Origin of the sequence: Actinomadura rupiterrae, from assembly GCF_024172125.1 — a bacterium.
In the GTDB taxonomy this organism is placed as follows: domain Bacteria; phylum Actinomycetota; class Actinomycetes; order Streptosporangiales; family Streptosporangiaceae; genus Spirillospora; species Spirillospora rupiterrae.
Window position 1 is genome coordinate 43,016 of record NZ_JAMZEA010000012.1, and the last position, 18,040, is coordinate 61,055.

12 protein-coding genes are annotated in these 18,040 nt (G+C 73.2%); 7 read left to right on the top strand and 5 right to left on the bottom strand.

Annotated elements, in window-relative coordinates; genetic code table 11:
- The first annotated feature begins 29 nt into the window (after positions 1-29).
- Complete coding sequence (locus FHU30_RS35590) at positions 30-2,072, top strand: BTAD domain-containing putative transcriptional regulator (RefSeq protein ID WP_253881941.1); 2,043 nt, start codon at positions 30-32, stop codon at positions 2,070-2,072.
- Position 2,073: 1 nt separating this feature from the next.
- Here FHU30_RS35590 and FHU30_RS35595 read toward each other — a convergent pair whose 3' ends face one another.
- Both FHU30_RS35595 and FHU30_RS35600 read right to left on the bottom strand, forming a co-directional pair.
- Positions 2,074-5,040, bottom strand: coding sequence for an AfsR/SARP family transcriptional regulator (locus FHU30_RS35595; RefSeq protein WP_253881942.1), 2,967 nt, complete (start codon positions 5,038-5,040; stop codon positions 2,074-2,076).
- A 109-nt stretch (positions 5,041-5,149) separates the two neighbouring features.
- Positions 5,150-5,929: an IPT/TIG domain-containing protein gene (locus FHU30_RS35600; RefSeq protein WP_253881943.1), complete on the bottom strand. Its 780-nt coding sequence runs from the start codon at positions 5,927-5,929 to the stop codon at positions 5,150-5,152.
- Between the two features lie 238 nt (positions 5,930-6,167).
- On the opposite strand from FHU30_RS35600, the gene FHU30_RS35605 reads away from it, so the two are divergent.
- Positions 6,168-7,880 (top strand): ExeM/NucH family extracellular endonuclease, encoded by a 1,713-nt coding sequence (locus tag FHU30_RS35605; protein WP_253881944.1) that lies wholly within the window; start codon positions 6,168-6,170, stop codon positions 7,878-7,880.
- 53 nt (positions 7,881-7,933) lie between these two features.
- Here the strand turns inward: FHU30_RS35605 and gabT are convergent, their stop codons facing one another.
- On the bottom strand, positions 7,934-9,268 hold the full coding sequence (gene gabT / locus FHU30_RS35610) for a 4-aminobutyrate--2-oxoglutarate transaminase (protein WP_253881945.1): 1,335 nt from the start codon (positions 9,266-9,268) through the stop codon (positions 7,934-7,936).
- Positions 9,269-9,360: 92 nt separating this feature from the next.
- Between gabT and FHU30_RS35615 the strand changes: the two genes are divergently transcribed.
- From FHU30_RS35615 to FHU30_RS35630, 4 genes are all read left to right on the top strand, one after another.
- Complete coding sequence (locus FHU30_RS35615) at positions 9,361-10,821, top strand: PucR family transcriptional regulator (RefSeq protein ID WP_253881946.1); 1,461 nt, start codon at positions 9,361-9,363, stop codon at positions 10,819-10,821.
- Positions 10,822-10,840: 19 nt separating this feature from the next.
- Positions 10,841-12,268 carry an aldehyde dehydrogenase family protein gene (locus FHU30_RS35620; protein WP_253881947.1) on the top strand — a complete coding sequence of 476 codons (1,428 nt, stop codon included), beginning with the start codon at positions 10,841-10,843 and terminating at the stop codon, positions 12,266-12,268.
- 28 nt (positions 12,269-12,296) lie between these two features.
- A complete protein-coding gene (locus FHU30_RS35625) occupies positions 12,297-13,796 on the top strand; it encodes a DUF2336 domain-containing protein (RefSeq protein WP_253881948.1) in 1,500 nt (499 codons plus the stop codon).
- A 99-nt stretch (positions 13,797-13,895) separates the two neighbouring features.
- Positions 13,896-14,279: a hypothetical protein gene (locus FHU30_RS35630; RefSeq protein WP_253881949.1), complete on the top strand. Its 384-nt coding sequence runs from the start codon at positions 13,896-13,898 to the stop codon at positions 14,277-14,279.
- A 70-nt stretch (positions 14,280-14,349) separates the two neighbouring features.
- Here the strand turns inward: FHU30_RS35630 and FHU30_RS35635 are convergent, their stop codons facing one another.
- A complete protein-coding gene (locus FHU30_RS35635) occupies positions 14,350-15,252 on the bottom strand; it encodes a LysR family transcriptional regulator (RefSeq protein WP_253881950.1) in 903 nt (300 codons plus the stop codon).
- A 114-nt stretch (positions 15,253-15,366) separates the two neighbouring features.
- Between FHU30_RS35635 and FHU30_RS35640 the strand changes: the two genes are divergently transcribed.
- Positions 15,367-16,602: an MFS transporter gene (locus FHU30_RS35640; RefSeq protein WP_253881951.1), complete on the top strand. Its 1,236-nt coding sequence runs from the start codon at positions 15,367-15,369 to the stop codon at positions 16,600-16,602.
- A gap of 183 nt (positions 16,603-16,785) precedes the next feature.
- Here FHU30_RS35640 and FHU30_RS35645 read toward each other — a convergent pair whose 3' ends face one another.
- Positions 16,786-18,036: a cytochrome P450 gene (locus tag FHU30_RS35645; protein ID WP_253881952.1), complete on the bottom strand. Its 1,251-nt coding sequence runs from the start codon at positions 18,034-18,036 to the stop codon at positions 16,786-16,788.
- Positions 18,037-18,040: the final 4 nt, after the last annotated feature.

Below are 18,040 nucleotides of genomic sequence, written 5' to 3' on the forward strand. Positions count from 1 at the left end.
TCGGCGACATCGGTGACGTAAGGGAGCAAATGGGCGATGGTCCGCGGTTCGCCGTGCTCGGCCCGGTACGCGGGTGGCGCGGGGACGCCGAACTCGACCTCGGCGCGCCGCAGCAGCGCGCGATGCTGGCCTTCCTGCTGCTGCAGGAGGGACGCGCCGTGGCGGCGCAGACGATCATGGCGGCGCTGTGGGGCGAGCGTCCGCCGGGACGGGCGCTCGGCGCGGTCCGCGCGCACGCGTCCAGGCTGCGCTCGGCCATCGAGCGCGACCGCACGCGTCCCGGCGTCCTGCTCTCGGCCGGGGACGGATACCAGTTGCTCTTACCGGACGGCGCATTGGACGCCACGCGGTTCCGCAGCGAACTCGCCTCCGCCGAGAGCGCGCGGGCGTCAGGCGATCTGCACGCAGCGCGGCACCATGTCGCCGAGGCGCTCGCCCTCTGGACGGGCCCGCCGTTGGAAGAAGTTCCCGGACCGTTCGCCCATGCGCAACGTGCGCGGCTCGCGGAATGGCGCCTCGCCGCGCTCCAGACGCGTTTCGAACTCGACCTCGAACTCGGGCTCCACGAGGAGGCCGTCGCCGAACTCGCGGCTCTGGCCGCCGAGCATCCGCTGCGCGAAGGGTTCCAGCGGCTCCTGATGCTGGCGCTGCACCGGTCAGGGCGGCACGCCGAGGCGATCGAGGTCTTCGACCGGTCGCGCTCCCTGCTGGACGCCGAACTGGGCCTGGACCCCAGTCCCGAACTTCTCGACCTCCGCCGCCGCATAGCCGCCGCTGCGCTGGCGCCGGGCGAGGGTGGCGGCGCGTTGCGCGAGGTCAGCGGGGCGGGGGTGGCGCAGTTGCCTACGGATCTGATCGATTTCAGCGGGCGGGAGGCGGAGGTCGCCGAGCTGGTCCGGGTGCTGTCGTCCGGAGCGGCCGTCGCGGCGGTGCACGGGCCGGTCGGAGTCGGGAAGTCGGCGCTCGCGCTGCGCGTCGCGCATCAGGTGAGAGATTCCTATCCGGACGGACAGCTGTACGCCGACCTGCGCCGCGGCGACCCCGACGCGATCCTGCTGGACTTCCTGCGCACGCTCGGGGTGCCCGCCGATGGCGTCCCGGCGCGTTCCGGGCGGGTCGCGCTGTTCCGGTCGGCGCTGCGCGGGCGGCGGATGCTGCTCGTCCTCGACAACGCGCCGGACGCGGAGTCGCTCCGTCCGCTGCTTCCCGTTGGCGGCTGCTCCGCGCTGGTCACCTGCCCGGCGCGGCCGGACGTCCCGCACGCGATCGAGCCCGACGTCCCGCACACGGTCGAGCCCGACGTCCCGCACACGGTCGAGCCCGACGTCCCGCACACGGTCGAGCCCGACGTCCCGCACACGGTCGAGCCCGACGTCCCGCACACGGTCGAGCCCGACGTCCCGCACACGGTCGAGCCCGACGTCCCGCACACGGTCGAGCCCGACGTCCCGCACACGGTCGAGCCCGACGTCCCGCACACGGTCGAGCCCGACGTCCCGCACACGGTCGAGCCCGACGTCCCGCACACGGTCGAGCCGGACGTCCCGCACGCGGTCGAGGCGGACGTTCGGCACACGGTCGAGTTGTCCGAGTTCTCCGAGCGCGAGGCCGTCGCGCTCTTCGGACGCATCGCGGGCCCCGAGCGGGTGCAGGACGAGCCGGACGCGGTCGCCGAGGCCCTGGCGTTGTGCGGACGGCTCCCCCTGGCCGTCCGGATCCTGGCCGCGCGGCTCGCGTCCCGGCCCGGCTGGACGGTCGGTTCGCTCGTCCGGCGGCTCGCGGACGAGCGCCGCCGCCTCGCCGAGCTGAAGGTCGGCACGCTCGACGTCGAAGCGTCCTTCGCGCGCGCCCGCGCCCGCCTCGACGCCTCGCAGGACCGCGCGTTCCGGCTGCTGGCAGAAGCGACTGGCGCGTTCACGCTCGATGCCGCTGCCGAACTCCTGGGCGTCCCGCCGGACGAGGCGCGGGCCGTCCTGGACGCGCTACGCGACCTCGGACTGCTGACCAGCCCGTCCAGCGAGCACTACCGCTACCCCGACCTGCTCAGGCTGTACGCCCGCCAGCTGCCCTGAGTCAGCGGGCGCACGTGCTGCTCGTCGGGGCCTGGTCGCTGGACGCGAGCAGGGCGCGGACGTCGTCCGCCTCGGGAACGCCCAGGTCGGTGAACATGGCGAGCGCGGCGCGCCATTCGCGGTGGGCGCGGGACGTCTGGCCGAGCGCGGCCCAGGCGCGGCCCAGGACGACCCGGGTGCGCGCCTGCTGCCAGTCCCCGCCGATGACGCGCGCGACGGCGAGGGACTGCGTCGCGGTGTCGGCGGCGTCCCTGAACTGGCCGAGGGCGAGGCGCGCCTCGGCCATCCGCATGAGCACCTGCGCCTCGCGCAGCGGGAGCGAGTGCGTCCAGCAGACGGTGAGCGCCTCGTCGAAGGCGGCCAGCGCGTCGACGTGCCGGTCCAGCGCGCCGAGGACCTGGCCGACCAGGTAGAGCGCGTAGGCGACGGCGACCGGGGCGTCCGCGCGGCGGGCGAGCGCGAGGCCCTGGTACCCGGCGGCGAGCGCGGCCGTCCGGTCGCCCGCCGCGAGGTGCAGCTGCGCGATGTTCGCCATCCGCGTCGCCTGGCCCCGGACGTTCCCCATCCGGATGTCGATCGCGAGCACCTCCTTGCAGCGCGCCAGGCTGACCGCGTGGTCACGCCGGTAGAAGGCGTCCAGCGCGAGGACGCTCAGCGCCTCGGCCAGCGCGGACTCGTCGCCGAGCTCGCGGCACAGTTCGACGGCGCGTCCGACGAGCTGCTGACCGCCGGGCTGCTTCACGCAGTGGATCAGGTGGTAGCCGAGGACGAACGACCCGGCCATCTCCGCGCGCCGGTTGCCGCGCGCCACCCCGGCGTCCAGGAGGGCGCGCGCGGCGACGACCAGCTCCATCCAGCGCGGCCCGTCGTCGAGCTGCTGCGCGAGGGCGAGCGTCAGCTCCGCGACGCCGTCCAGGGGCGGGACGGGATCGGCGGCGTGCCGGGTGACCAGCGCCAGCAGCTCCGACAGGTGATCGGTCGTCCACTGGCTCGCGGCGTTCGCGGAGGGGAACCGGGGCGGTCCGGTCCGGGCCGCGAGCGCGTGGCTCTCCCCGAGCAGGACGAGCGCCTCGCGCTGCGCCGCCAGGTGGTAGTCCAGCAGCCGGGCGTACGCGGCGCGCCGCTCGTCCGGGCCAAGCCGCTCGCCCAGCTCGCGCGCGAACAGCAGGGACAGGTTGTGGAAGCGGTACCGGCGCGGCGCGGGCGAGGCGAGCATGCCCAGCTCGACCAGCGAGTCGGCGAGTTCCTCGGCCTCCTCCTCGTCCGTGCCGAGCAGCGCGGCGGCCGTCCCCGCCGAGATCACGGGCGCGTCGGAGAGCGCGAGCAGCCGGAACGCCCGCGCCTGGCCGGCGTCGAGCCGGTCATAGGCCACCCGGAACGTGGACTCGACGGCCGTCCCGCCGAGCCGCAGCTCCGCGAGCCGCCGCCGCCCGTCCGCGATCCGGGCGAGGAGCGACTCGACCGTCCAGTTCGGATGCTCCGCGAGCCGGGACGCGACGATCCGCACCGCGAGCGGCAGCCGGTCGCACAGCCGCAGCAGCTCCTCGGCCGCCGAGCGCTCGGCGGCCGTCCGCGCCGTACCGGCGATCCCCGCGAACAGGGCGAGCGCGTCGCCGCGATCGAGCGTGCCGAGGTCGAGGTGGCGGTCCACCGGCAGCGCGGCGGGACGGGCCCGTCCGGCGATCAGCACCGCGCATCCCGCGCCTCCCGGCAGCAGCGGGCGCAGGCGCGTGGTGTCGCCCGCGTTGTCCAGGACGACCAGCACCTTCCGGTCGGCCAGGCACGAGCGGAAGAGCGCGGCGGCTGAGGCCGGGTCGTCCGGTTGGTGCGCGTCCGGGACGCCGAGCCGGCGCAGGAACCCGGCGAGCACGCGGTACGGGTCGACCGCATCCTCCCCACCCCCGCCCAGATCTGCGTAGAGGACGCCGTCCGGGAAGGATTCGGCCACGTCGTGCGCGACCTGCAGCGCGAGCGCCGTCTTCCCGACGCCCGCTCCCCCGGCCAGCGTCACGATCACCGGCGCCCGGCCGCGCCGTCCGCCGCGATCGGGCTCGGTGAGCGTCGTCCGCAGGCACGCCAGTTCCCGCGCCCGCCCCACGAAATCCGGAACCGCGCGCGGCAACGCGTACATCGGCACGTCCGGGGACACCTCTTCGCGACGAAGCGTCGTTTCGCTCACGGACACCGCGTGAGGTGTTTCCTCGGGCTCGTCCGGGGTGGCTCGGAGGATGCGTTGGTGCAGGTCTTGGAGGGGTTGGCCGGGGCGGGCGTCCAGCTCGGCCGCGAGGGAGCGGCGTGCCGTGGTGTACGCCTCCAGGGCTTCGGCGCGGCGCCCGCTGCGGTAGAGGGCCAGCATGCGGAGTTCGTGGAGGCGCTCGCGGAGCGGGTGCGCGGCAGTCAGCGCGGCCAGCTCGACGGCGGCCTGGGCGTGGTGGCCGAGGGCGAGGTCGGCGGCGAAGCGGGCCTCCAGCGCGTCCAGGCGGAGCAGGCAGAGGCGCTCGCGGTGCGCGGCGGCGGACGGTCCGGGCAGGCCGGCGAGGGGTTCGCCGCCCCAGAGCGTGTCGGCGTCCAGGAGGAGGCGGCGCGCCCGGGCGTGGTCACTGGCCTCGGCGGCATCGCGGGCGTCCCGGACGAGCCGCTCGAACTCCACCGAGTCGACGTCCTCGGGCGGGACGCGCAGGGCGTACCCCGGCCCGACCGAGACCAGGAGCGCGGGACGGGCCCGGTCGTCCTCCAGGACGAGCCGCAGCCGCGACACGTAGGTGCGGATCATGCCGACCGCGCGGGCGGGCGGCGGGCCGTCCCAGAGCGCGGCCACCAGGTCGTCGATGCCGGCCGGGCGGCCGCCGCGCAGCAGCAGCGCCGCGAGCAGCGCGCCCTGCTGCGGCGACCCGGTGCCGAGCCGGACGTCGCCGCGGCGGACCGCCGGCGGTCCGAGCAGCGTGAAGCGCAGTCGTGTCGAGGTCACCCCGGTTACCCTCTCGAATGCCGATCATCATGCGATCAATGCCCGCTGTACCCGCAGCGCCCTCGGTGCCGGTCCTGTCGTCAACGTCAACGGCTGGTCGGTTCACCGCTCACTCTCGCACGGTGAAGGTGTCCGGGCTGGTGGCGGATCCGCCCGGTGTGCGGACGACGAGCCGTCCGGACGCGGCGTCCGCCGGGACGGTCGTGGTGAGCGAGGTGTCGGTGACGGACCTGACCGGCGCCTCGGCCGTACCGAACCGGACGGCCGTCGCGGCGGACAGCCCGACCCCGGTGATCCGGACGGACTCGCCGGGCGCGGCCTCGACCGGGTCCACGTCCCGGACCTGCGGGCCCATCGCCTGGTCGCGGCCCTGCTGGGCGGGTGCGAGCAGGGTGGCGAACACCGCGCGGAGCTTCTCGGACGTCTCCCGCGAGAACAGCCCGACCAGCGCGGAGAGCGCGGCGACCGTGTACGGGTTGATGTCGTCGCCGCCCGCGCCCGTCACGAGGCCGCCGCGCAGCACGAGGTAGACGATCAGGCCGAGCAGCGCGCCGACGAACGGCAGCGCCAGGTACATCATCAGCCAGCTGCGGCGCAGCGACCGGTTCCCGACGTACCAGTACAGCGAGCGGGACACGTGCACGCACGAGCCGAGCGCGCCCGCCGCCAGCACGACGAGGAACATCGCCTTGTCGCGGGACACGTGCGTCCGCCATCCGAACCAGTTCAGCGTGTGCGCGGGCGGCGTCCGCGTCCCGGCCGGGACGCCCGGCGGCCACGCCTGGACGAGCAGCGTCACCAGCGCCGCCGACATGAGCACGATGACCAGGGCGACCGCGACGATGTCGCGGGTGCGCGCGTAGTCGCCGCCGACCGGGGCGTCCTGCACGGATGTTCCTCGCTGATGTCTCGTCGGGGGGCGTCTCACGCAAATCTGTCTCGTCGGGGGGCGTCTCACGCAGATCTGGCTCGTCGGGGGCGTCTCACGCATATCGCTCCGCACCGCCGCCCCGTTTCCGTGCCGGGCGCCCCGAAAGATCGCCCTATTCACCCCATCCCATTACAAATTGGTGGAGTCTTCACCGGTGGTTCTGTTTACGACAGGCCGGTCGCCCTACGCTCCCGCCATGCGCCAGAAAGCAGCAGCACTCGCGGCCGCGGCCGTCGCCGCCGCGGGCTTCGCCGGGTACACCGGCACCGCCCGCGCCGAGACCCCCGCGACCGCCTGCGAGACGCCCGCCGACCACCGGATCTCCCAGGTCCAGGGCTCGGCGGACGCCTCTCCCCTCGCCGGGCAGACCGTCCGGGTCGAGGGGGTCGTCACCGGCGACTTCCGCCGTGCCGACCAGCTCAAGGGGTTCTTCGTCCAGGACCCCAAGCCCGACGCCGACCCGGCGACCTCCGAGGGCCTGTTCGTCTACTCCACCAAGGACGTGAAGCCGGGTGACCGCGTCCTGGTCACCGGCAAGGTGACCGAGTACAGCGGGCTGACCGAGCTGTCGCCCGCGTCCGCCGTCGACGTCTGCGGCACCGGGACCGTCAAGCCCGTGGACGTCCGGCTCCCGCTCCCCCAGGGCGTGACGCTGGAGCGGTACGAGGGCATGGCCGTCCGCTTCAAGCAGCGCCTCACCGCCACCGAGGTCTACAACCTCGGCCGCTACGGCGAGGTGTCGCTCTCGTCCGCCGGACGCCTGTTCAACCCGACCGAGGGACGCGGCAAGACGCAGGCCTGGAACGACGCGCACCGCATCCTGCTGGACGACGGTTCCAACGTCCAGAACCCGCCGGTGCCGCCGTACACCAAGCCGCACGTGCTGCGCGTCGGCGACTCGACGACGAACCTGACCGCGATCCTGTCGCAGGGCTTCGGCAGCTACCGGCTGGAGCCGGCCAAGCTGCCCAAGTTCGCGCGCACCAACCCGCGCCAGCCGCGCCCGTCGCGCGTCGGCGGGGACGTCCGCGTCGCGAGCTTCAACACCGAGAACTGGTTCACCACGCTGAACATGCGCGGCGCGACCAGCGCCGAGGAGCGCGACCGGCAGCTCGCCAAGCTCGTCGCCGCGATCAAGGGCCTCAACCCGGACGTCGCGGGCCTGATGGAGATCGAGAACAACGACTCCGCGGGCGCGACCTCCGCGATCCAGACCCTCGTCGACAAGCTCAACAGCGAGGTCGGTGCGGGCACCTACGCGTGGATCAAGCACCCGAACCCGGGCACCGACCAGATCCACGTCGCGGCGATCTACAAGCCGGCCAGGGTCCGCCCGGTCGGCACGCCGCGCTCGTCCGACGCGCCGGTGTTCGAGCGCCCGCCGCTCGTGCAGACCTTCGCCCGCGCGAACGGCAAGGGCGCGACGTTCACCCTCATCGCCAACCACTTCAAGTCCAAGGGCTGCACCGGCGCGACCGGCGCGGACAAGGACCAGGGCGACGGCCAGGGCTGCTTCAACCCGCGCCGCGTCTCCCAGGCCAAGGCGATCGCCGAGCTGGCCGCGCACGAGACCAACCCGCTGGTGCTCGGCGACCTCAACTCCTACACCGCCGAGGACCCGATCAAGGCGCTGACCGGCGGCGGCCTCATCGGCCAGACCGAGCGGTTCATCAAGCCCGCGCAGCGCTACAGCTACGTCTTCGACGGCCAGTCCGGCGAGCTGGACCACGTGCTGGCGAACAAGGCCCTCTCCAAGCGCGTCACCGGCGCGGCCATCTGGCACATCAACGCCGACGAGCCGCTCGCCGAGGGCTACTCCATGAAGTACAACCCGCCCTTCCTCTACCACCCGGACGCGTACCGCTCGTCCGACCACGACCCCGTCGTAATCGGCCTCAACCTCCACTGACCCGCCAACGACAATGCCCGGAGCGTTCGCGCGCTCCGGGCATCCTCGTGTTCTCAGGCCGTTGCGAAGGCGTCCTCAAGGATGTCGAGGCCTTCGGATAGGAGGTGGTCGGGGATGACCAGGGGCGGGAGGAAGCGGAGGACGTTGCCGTACGTTCCGGCCGTGAGGACGAGCAGGCCGGCGGCGTGGCAGCGGCGCGCGATCTCCGCGGTGGTCTGCGGGTCCGGGTCCTTGGTGCCCGGCTTGACCAGCTCGATCGCGATCATCGCGCCGCGGCCCCGGACGTCCCCGATGGCGTCGTGCTCGGCGGCGAGGTCGCGCAGCCTCGGGAGCATCGTCTCGCCGATGCGGCGGGCGCGCTCGACCAGGCCCTGCGCCTCGATCTCCTCCAGGACGGCGAGGGCGGCCTCGCAGGCGAGCGGGTTGCCGCCGTAGGTGCCGCCGAGGCCGCCGCCGTGCACCTTGTCCATGATCTCGGCGCGTCCGGTGACGGCGGCGAGCGGGAGGCCGCCCGCGATGCCCTTCGCCGTGGTGATCAGGTCCGGGACGATGCCCTCGTGCTCGCAGGCGAACAGGTCGCCGGTGCGGGCGAAGCCGGTCTGGACCTCGTCCGCGACGAACAGGATGCCGTGCTCCTTCGCGAACTCGGCGATGCGCGGCAGGAAGCCCGGCGCGGGCTCGATGAAGCCGCCCTCGCCCGCGATCGGCTCGACCACGACGGCCGCGACGTTCTCCGGGCCGATCTGCTTGGTGATCTGGTCGATGGCGAGCGCCGCCGCCTCGGGCCCGCAGTCCTCCGGCCCGGACGGCCAGCGGAACGGGTAGGCCAGCGGCATCCGGTAGACCTCGGGCGCGTACGGGCCGAAGCCGTGCTTGTACGGCATGTTCTTCGCGGTGAGGGTCATCGTGAGCAGCGTCCGGCCGTGGTAGCCGTGGTCGAACACCACGACGGCCTGCCGCCCGGTCGCGTACCGGGCGATCTTGACGGCGTTCTCCACCGCCTCCGCGCCGCTGTTCACCAGGATCGACCGCTTCGCGTGGTCGCCCGGTGTGAGCGCGTTCAGCGCCTCGCACACCGCGACGTACGACTCGTACGGCGCGACCATGAAGCAGGTGTGGGTGAACCGCTCGACCTGCGCCTTCACCCGCTCGACCACGCGCGGGTTGGCGTTGCCGACGTTGGTGACGGCGATGCCCGAGCCGAAGTCGATCAGCGAGTTGCCGTCGGCGTCCACGACCACGCCGCCGCCCGCGTCCGTCACGTACACCGGCAGCACGCTGCCCACTCCGGGCGGGACGGCCGCCTTCCGGCGCTCCTGCAACTCCCGGGACCGGGGGCCGGGGATCTCCGTGACGATGCGCCGTTCCTGGGCGGGTTCGCTGGTCATACGGCTGACGCTAGACCGGCGCGGGCCTAGGCTGAACTCGCCGTGACGGCGAACCAGCACCGTCGCGTTCGCCCTCATGGAAGGATCCGCGCGTGCCGCCCCGCCTCGCCGCCGTCGCCGGGCTCCCCCGGCTCGGCCTGCTCCCGCTGACCCCGGTCCCGCCGGACGTCCCGGTCTCCTGGGTCGCGGTCAGCGAACTCGAAGATCCGACCGCCTACCTCGAAGGCGGCGAGCTGCTGCTCACCACGGGCATGCGGCTGACCGACGCCAGCGCCGGGGAGTACCTGTCGCGCCTGGTCGAGCGGGGTGTCGCGGGGCTGGGGTTCGGCGTCGGCGTCGTCCACGAGACCGTCCCGGCGGCGCTGATCCTCGCGGCGCAGCGGCACGGCCTGCCGCTGCTGGAGGTCCCGCGCGCAACGCCGTTCATCGCCGTTGGCAAGGCCGTCTCCCGGATGCTCGCCGCCGAGTGGTACGAGGACGTCACGCGCGCCTTCCAGGCCCAGCGCGCCCTGTCCCGCGCCGCCCTGGACGGCCCGTCCGCCGTGATCGCCCGCCTCGCCCGCGAACTCGGCGGCTGGGCCCTCCTCCTGGACGCCGCCGGGACCGTCCAGCACGCCGAACCCTCGTCCGCCGCCGCCCGCGCCCCGGCTCTGGCGCCTGACCTGAACCGCCTACGCCCGCCCAAATCGGGCTCGGGGGTGGCGGGGAGCCTGTCGCTGGTGGACGGGGACGCGCATGTCGTCGTCCAGGGGATCGGGCCCGGTGACCGGCCGCGCGGGTTCCTCGCCATCGGGACGTCCGAGCCGCTGCCGCATGTGGCGCACACGATCGTCGGGGCCGCCGCGGCGCTGCTGACGCTGCGGTCGGAGACGCCGCGCTCGGGGCGCGGCCTGCGGGCGGCGCTCGCGGCGGCGCTGCTGGACCTGCCGTCGCCGGAGCGGGCCGTCCCGCGCTTCCCGGCGTCCGTGCTGGCCTGCGCGAACGCGTCCGTGGCGGACGCGCTGGAGGCCGACCCGCTCGGTGACCGCTGCCTGGCGCTCGCACGTCCCGGGCATGTCGTGGTGATCGCGCCCGCGGCCGACGCGCGGCGGGTGGCGGCCCTGGCGGACGGTCCGGTCGGCGTGAGCGAGCCCGCCGCGTCCGCCGCCGACCTCGGCACCGCGCTCTCCCAGGCCGAAACCGCCCTGAGCGCATCCCGGCGAACCGGTTCGGCCCTCGCGTACGGGGAACTCCCTGGTCAGGGGCTCCTCGGCGTCCTCGATCCGGAGCTGGCGCGGGGCTTCGCGGACACGCTGCTCGCGCCGCTGCGCGACGAGCCGTCCCTGGAGGCGTCGCTGCGCGCCTTCCTGGCCGCCGGCGGACGGCTCGAAGAGGCCGCCCGCGACCTGGACGTCCACCGGCACACGCTGCGGCACCGCGTCCGCCGCATCGGCGATCTGCTGGGCCGCGACCTCGACGATCCGGGCGTCCGGGCGGAGCTGTGGGTGGCACTCGCCGTGACGGCCAACGACGCCCCTCCGATTGGCCGGACCGGAGCGTCCGGGCCGGGATAGGCAGAGATAACGTCGGGGTATGGACGTGACTCCTTTCTGGCTCGCCGGGCGCCCCGAGACCGGTACCGAAACCCTCGCCGTGACGCACCCCTACGACGGCCGCGAGGTCGGCGTCGTGGCCGTGCCCACCCCCGAGCAGGTCGAGGAGGCCGTCGCGGCGGCCCACGCCGTCCGCGCCGAGGCCGCCGCCCTGCCCGTCCACGTGCGCGCCGACGCGCTCATGCACGTCTCCCGCCGGCTCGACGAGCGGCTGGAGGAGATCGCCAAGCTGATCACCGCCGAGAACGGCAAGCCGCTGATGTGGTCCCGCGTGGAGGTCAAGCGCGCGGTGTCGGTGTTCCGGTTCGCCGCCGAGGAGGCGCGCCGCTGGTCCCCGACCACCCAGCGCCTGGACACCGAGCCCGGCGGCGCGGGCCGGCTGGTCTACGTCGACCGCGTCCCGAAGGGCCCGGTGCTCGGCATCTCGCCGTTCAACTTCCCGCTGAACCTGACCGCGCACAAGGTCGCCCCGGCGATCGCCGCGGGCGCGCCGATCGTCGTCAAGCCCGCCCCGGCGACGCCCCTCTCCGCGCTGATCCTCGGCGAACTGCTCGCCGAGACGGACCTGCCCGCCGGGATGTTCTCGGTGCTGACCGTCCCGAACGACCGCGCGTCCGACCTGGTGGACGACCCGCGCCTGCCGGTCGTGTCGTTCACCGGCTCCGTCCCGGTCGGCTGGTCGATCAGCGACCGCGTGCCGCGCAAGCACGTCACGCTGGAGCTCGGCGGCAACGGCGCGGCCGTCGTCCTCCCCGACGCCGACCTCGACTGGGCCGCGCAGCGCATCGGCCTGTTCTCCAACTACCAGGCCGGGCAGTCCTGCATCGCCGTCCAGCGCGTCTACGTGGACGAGGCCGTCTACGACGAGTTCCTGCCGAAGCTCGTCGACACCGTCAACGGCCTGGTCACCGGCGACCCGTGGGACGACAAGACCCAGGTCGGCCCGCTCGTCAGCCAGGACGCCGCCGAGCGCGTCGAGTCCTGGGTGAACGAGGCCGTCGCGTCCGGCGCGAAGGTCCTGGCGGGCGGCACCCGCGAGGGCTCGACCTACGCCCCGACCATCCTCGCCGACGTCCCGCACGACGCGAAGGTGCTGCGCGAGGAGGTCTTCGGGCCCGTCCTGATCGTCCAGAAGACCTCGGGCGTGGACGAGGCGTTCGCCAAGGTCAACGACTCCAAGTTCGGCCTCCAGGCCGGCGTCTTCACCCGCAACCTGGACACCGCGTTCCGCGCCCACCGCGAGCTCGCCGTCGGCGGCGTCATCATCGGCGACGTCCCGTCCTACCGCGCCGACCAGATGCCCTACGGCGGCGTCAAGGACTCCGGCGTGGGCCGCGAGGGCCTCCACTCCGCCATGACCGACTACACCGAAGAGAAGATCATGGTCCTCACCGGCCTCCCCCTCTGAGAACGCGGCCGCCGAGCAGAATGGGCCAATGCATCCCGTTCTGCTCGGCCTGGCGGCCAACCCGGCACTGCCACCCGCGCTGGTCGACCGCCTGATCAGCACCGCCGACCCGGACATCGCAAACGAACTGTCCAAACGGGACGACCTCACCCCCACCCAGGCCCGCGCCCTGATCGCGGTCGACGAAACCTGCGCCTGGCACCTCGCCGAGCGCCACACCCTCGACATCGACGCCTCCGCGCACCCGGACGCAGCGCTGGCCCTCCTCCACCACGGCCGCGGACGTCCCGAATGGGCCAGAACCCTGGCGGCCTCCCCCGCCCGCCGCGTCCAGCTCGCCGAATGCCCGAACCTCCCACCCGACGTCCAAGAGACCTTGGCCAACGACGAGAACCCCGAGGTCGTCGCGGAGTTCGCCATCTGGGCACCGGCCCCTATCGCCGCCCGCCTAGCCCGACACCCCCACGCCGAAGTCCGCTGCGGCGTAGCCGCCAACACGGCAACACCCCCAAACGTCCTCGCAGCCCTCTTGACCGGGGCCGGACCCCCGGCGAGCCTTTGCATCGTCTGCGAACGCGAGCAGATCCCCTTCGTCCACGATCCGTACTGCCCGCGCACGGACTGCGACCTGCCCGCCGGCGCCGCATGCGACGGCACGCACCAGTCGACCGTCCACACGATGCACCTGCGCGCCCTGGAAAACCCGTCCACCCCGACGTCCGCCGCCATGCCCTTCGCGAACGCCCGGTCGATGCTGCTCCGCTGCGCCGTCGCCTCCCGCCCCGACCTGACACCGGACGCGGCCGCCCGACTGGCCACAAGCCCCGAGCCGGGCGTCCTGGAGGATTTGGCAGCGAACCCGGCGATCAGCACCGCCCTCATGCGGACCTTCGCCGCGTCCACCGACCCGGCCCTCCGCCGAGCCGTGGCAACCAACCCCCGCGTCCCGCTCGACCTCCTGAGCGACCTCGCGACGACCGCCAAGATCGGCCTCACGCTCCTCCCCCGCGTCGCGACCGCAACGGACGCCGAGGTCGCAACCATGGCCGCCGCGCCGAACCCGGCCGTCCGCATGCTGGTCGCCGCCCGCCGCGACCTCCCACCCGCCCTCCGCGACACCCTGGCGAACGCCCCGGACGCCAAGGTCATAAAGGCAATCGCCCCTCACCCCGACCTGCCCGAATCCCAACTCCGAGCCATCCTCTACCGCCACGGCCCCAAGCTCGCCGCCCACGTAGCCGCAAACCCGAACGCAACGCCAGCCGTCCTCGAAGCCATCACCACCCTGACGCCCCTCCCCCGCAAAGCCCTGCTCCGCATGGCCGTCCACCCGAACGCGACGGCTCCCGCTCTCCTCGCATGCCTCGCCGACCCCAGGGCCCGACGCCGCGCTGCCGCCCACCCGGCCCTGCCACCCGCCACGATCACCGCCCTGCTGGACGACCCGGATCCCGAAGTGGCAGAAGCAGCAGCCACCAACCCGTCCCTCCCGTCCGCAGAGTTCCACCGTCGCCTCGCCAACGCCTGACCAGAAGGCCTGGCGAAACATCCGCACGAACATACTTTCGAGGTCGCACTTTCTGCAATCACACTCTGTGATGATTCGAACACGACTACCGTCTGCGCCATGCCCCCGAGAGAAGATCACGCAACCGTTCCCGAGGCCCCTCGGGAACTCATTGAGCTGGCCAGCAGGATCGCGACGGACGCATTCGTCCAGGAGTTCAACGCGCGCGCCGCGGAGACGGCCCGACAAGCCCTGGTCGCGTTGACGACCGCGGTCGCACGCGAGTCGCAGAGCGCCTGGAAACGGCGCCGGTGGGCCGAGGCATGGGTTGAAGGGTGGGCCGAGGGACAGGCCAGGGCGGTGTTGGCAGGTCTGCGGTCCCGGGATCTCTCGGTGTCGCCCCAGGCTGCCGAGCAGATCGAGAGCTGTAAGGACTTCGATCAGCTTGCGGCCTGGGTGGCCAAGGTTGCGCTTGTTGGGCAGGTCGACGAGATGTTCGGCTGATACGGGGTCGCACGCGGCGCGGGTTGGGGATTTTGGTCCTCTTCTCGCGCCGTTTCGCGTTTGGCGGTGGTCAGGTCGGGGTTTCGGTGAGGTGGGTGGTCAGGGATTGGGCGAAGTGGGTGGCGGCTGGGGTTGGGGTTGTGGGGAGGACGAGGGCCAGGTGGCGGCTTAGTTTGGGGGTTTTCAGGGGGATTAGGCGGATGCCGTTTTCGGGGTCGTCGGCTCGGGCGGTCAGTTGGGTGGGTGGGGCGAGGGCTATGCCGAGGCCGGCTTGGACGAGGTCTCGGAGGAGCTGCCAGTCGGCGACCTCGCAGACGATGCGGCGGGGGACGGCCGCTTCGGCGAAGGCGGCGTCGGTGCGGTAGCGGGTCGTCCAGGTCGGGTCGGTTTCGACGAAGGGCTGGTCCGCGAGGTCCTGGAGGGTGAGGGCGCGGCGTCCGGCCAGGGGGTGGGCGGACGGGACGGCGACCTGGAACTCCTCGGAGATCAGCGGGATGGCGCGGAGGCCGGGGGCGGGCGGGCCGACCTGGTCGAAGAGGGCGCAGTCGAGCTCGCCGTCGGCGACCTTCGCGGCGGTGCTCAGGCCGGGGATCTGGCGGACGGAGACGTCCAGCGCCGGGTGGGCGCGGGCGAAGGCGAGCAGCAGGGCGGGCAGCGGGAGTAGCCGCGGGTTGATCGGGTACGTGCCGATGCGCAGGTGGCCGGAGAGCAGGCCGCGGACGTCCTGGACGGCCTGGCGCGCGGCTTCGGCGGATTCGAGGGTGCGGCGGGCGGCCGGGAGGAGGGCGCGGCCCTCGGCGGTCAGGCGGACGGGGCGGCTGCCGCGCACGAAGAGGTCCGCGCCGACCTCGCGTTCGAGGGCGCGGACGGACGACGACAGCCCGGACTGGACGATCAGCTCGCGCTCGGCGGCGCGGGTGAAGTTCCGCTCTTCGGCGAGGGCGACGAAGTGCCGCAGGTGGCGGAGTTCCATGGCACCAGTATCTCTGGTGGAGATGGAACGGATCTCTATTTTCTGTGCTGGAGGGGGTGGGAATGCGGTCGGCGGCTTGGTTGTCTGGATTCATCGTTGCCGATTGGAGCTGATATGCCCGTGATGTCACAGGTCAGGACCTCGCCCGAGGACGTGCGCGAGGGGGCCGCCCACGCGCGCGGATTCTGGGTCGCGGCCGTGGCGTTCGCGGTCGTGATGGCGTTCGGGACGGCGCCGACCCCGCTGTGGCCGCTGTTCGCGGCGCGCGACGCGTTCGGGCCGACGATGGTGACGGTGGCGTTCGCGGCGATCGTCGTCGGGACGGCCACCGGGTTCCTGCTGCTCGGGCACCTGTCGGACCGGCACGGGCGGCGGGTCGTGATCATCCCGGCGCTGCTCGTCGCGTCGGCCGCGGCGCTGCTGCTGGTCTTCTGGCACGGGCTTGCGGGGATCATCGTCGCGCGGGTGCTGAACGGGATCGGGACGGGACTGATGGCCTCGACCGCGACGGCCTACCTTTCGGACCTGTACCGGCGGGCTCATCCGGACCGTCCGGGATCGAAGGTCCCGGGGGTCGCCGCGGCGGCGTCGAATCTGGGCGGGCTCGCGCTCGGGCCGCTGGTCGCCGGCGTCCTGGCCGCGTGGGCGCCGGCGCCGCTGACCACGACGTTCGTGGTGTTCGCGGTGGCGATGACGGGCCTCGCGGCCGTCCTGCTGCTGGACGCGCCGGAGACCGTCGAGCGCGGTTCGGCCGAGGGCGCGCCGCGGAAGTTCGGGCTGCGGCCGGGGGCGGGCGCGGTGTTCGCCGGGGCCGCCGGGACGGGCGCGGTCGCGTTCGCGGTGCTGGGGTTCTTCTCGTCGCTGAGCGCGATGATGCTGAAGACGGCGCTCGGCGAGTCGTCGGTGTTCGTGGCCGGTCTGCCCGGGTTCGCGCTGTTCGCGGCGAGCGCGGCGGTGCAGCTCGCGGCCGGGAACTGGTCCGCCGGACGGCTGTCCGGGCTCGGCGTCGTGTTCTTTCCGGCCGGGCTGGCGCTGACCGTCCTGTCGCTGTACCACCCGTCGCTCGCGCTGTTCCTGGTCGCGGCGACGGTCACCGGGGCGGGCGCCGGGATGCTGTTCAAGGCGGCGCTCGGCGCGGCGGGCGGGGCGGCGCGTCCGGAGTCGCGGGCGGGCGTCCTCGCGGTGTTCTTCGCGGTCGGCTACGTCGGGATGGGCCTGCCGTCGATCGCGTTCAGCACCGCCCAGCAGCGGTTCGGGCTCAACACGTCCATGGTGTGGTTCGCCGTCGTGATCTCGGCCGCCGCCGTCCTCACCGTGACCATCGCCCGCCGGGCCAACCGCGCGTCATGAATTCGCCCAGCGGGCCAAGCGGACGGCGTGAACTCGCCGAGTCGGCGAATCGAGTGGCGTGACTCGCCGAGTGGGCCGACCGGGCGGTGTGAGTTCGCCGAACCGGCCAGTCGAGTGGCGTGACTCGCCGAGTGGGCCGACCGGGCGGTGTGGATTCGCCCGGTCGGCCAGGTCGGTCCTGCGCTAGGCGAGGGTCACGGTGACCGGCATTTCCTTGATGCCGTTCACGAAGTTCGACCGGACGCGCCGGACGTCGCCCGCGAGGCGGATGTCGGCGAGGCGCGGCAGCAGCTCCTCGAACATGACGCGCAGCTCCAGGCGGGCCAGCGCGTTGCCGAGGCAGAAGTGCGGGCTGCCCTTGCCGAAGGTGACGTGGTCGTTCGGCGTGCGGGTGACGTCGAAGACGTCGGGGTTCTCGAAGACGTCCTCGTCGCGGTTGCCGGACGCGAACCACAGCACGACCTTGTCGCCCTCGCGGATCGTCCGGTCCCGCAGCTGGACGTCGCGGGTGGCCGTCCGGCGGAAGTGGTACACCGGGGACGCCCAGCGCAGGAACTCCTCGACGGCCGTCGGCATCAGCGACAGGTCGGCGCGGAGCCGGTCGGCCTGCTCGGGGTGGTCGATGAGCGCGCGCATGGTGTGCGTGATGGCGTGCCGGGTCGTCTCGTTGCCGGCGACGACCAGCAGCAGGAAATAGTTGTCGAAGTCGTGCGCCGACAGCGGCTCGCCGTCCAGCGGGGTCTCGTTGACCAGCTTCGACACCAGGTCGTCGCCGTCGCCGCCGCGGCGCTGCCGGGCCAGCTCGCGGCCGTACTCGAAGACCTCCAGCGCGGCGGGCGAGCGGAACGGCAGGTCCTTGTACTTCTCCGACTCCTCGCTGTGGATGACGACGTCGGCGTACTCGGGGTCCTGGTTGGCGATGATCCGGTTGCCCCAGTCGATCAGCCGGGTGGTGTCGCCCTCCGGGACGTCCATCATGCGGGCGAGCACGTTGATCGGGAAGTCGGCGGCGACCTCCTTGACGAAGTCGAAGGTGCCCTTCGCGAGCGCGCGGTCGAGGGTCCGCGCGGTGAGGCCGCGCAGGAACGCCTCGTACCCGGCGACGGCGCGCGGGGTGAACTGCCGCTGCAGGACGCGCCGGAGCGCGTGGTGCCGCGGCCCGTCGGTCTCCAGCAGCGAGCGCCGGATGCCCGCCTGCCGCTCGTCCACCTCCTCCAGGTTCACGAACTTGGTGGAGGTGAAGGTCTCGGCGTCGCGGTCCACGGTGACGATGTCGGCGTGCTTGGTGACCGACCAGAAACCGCTGCCGCCGTCGTGCTCGGGCGTCCAGTGGACGGGGTCGGTGCGGCGCAGCTCGGCGAAGATCCGGTAGGGGGTCGCGCCGTCCAGGAACAGGTCCGGGTCGGCGAGGTCCAGGGACGTCGCGGTGCTCAAAGCC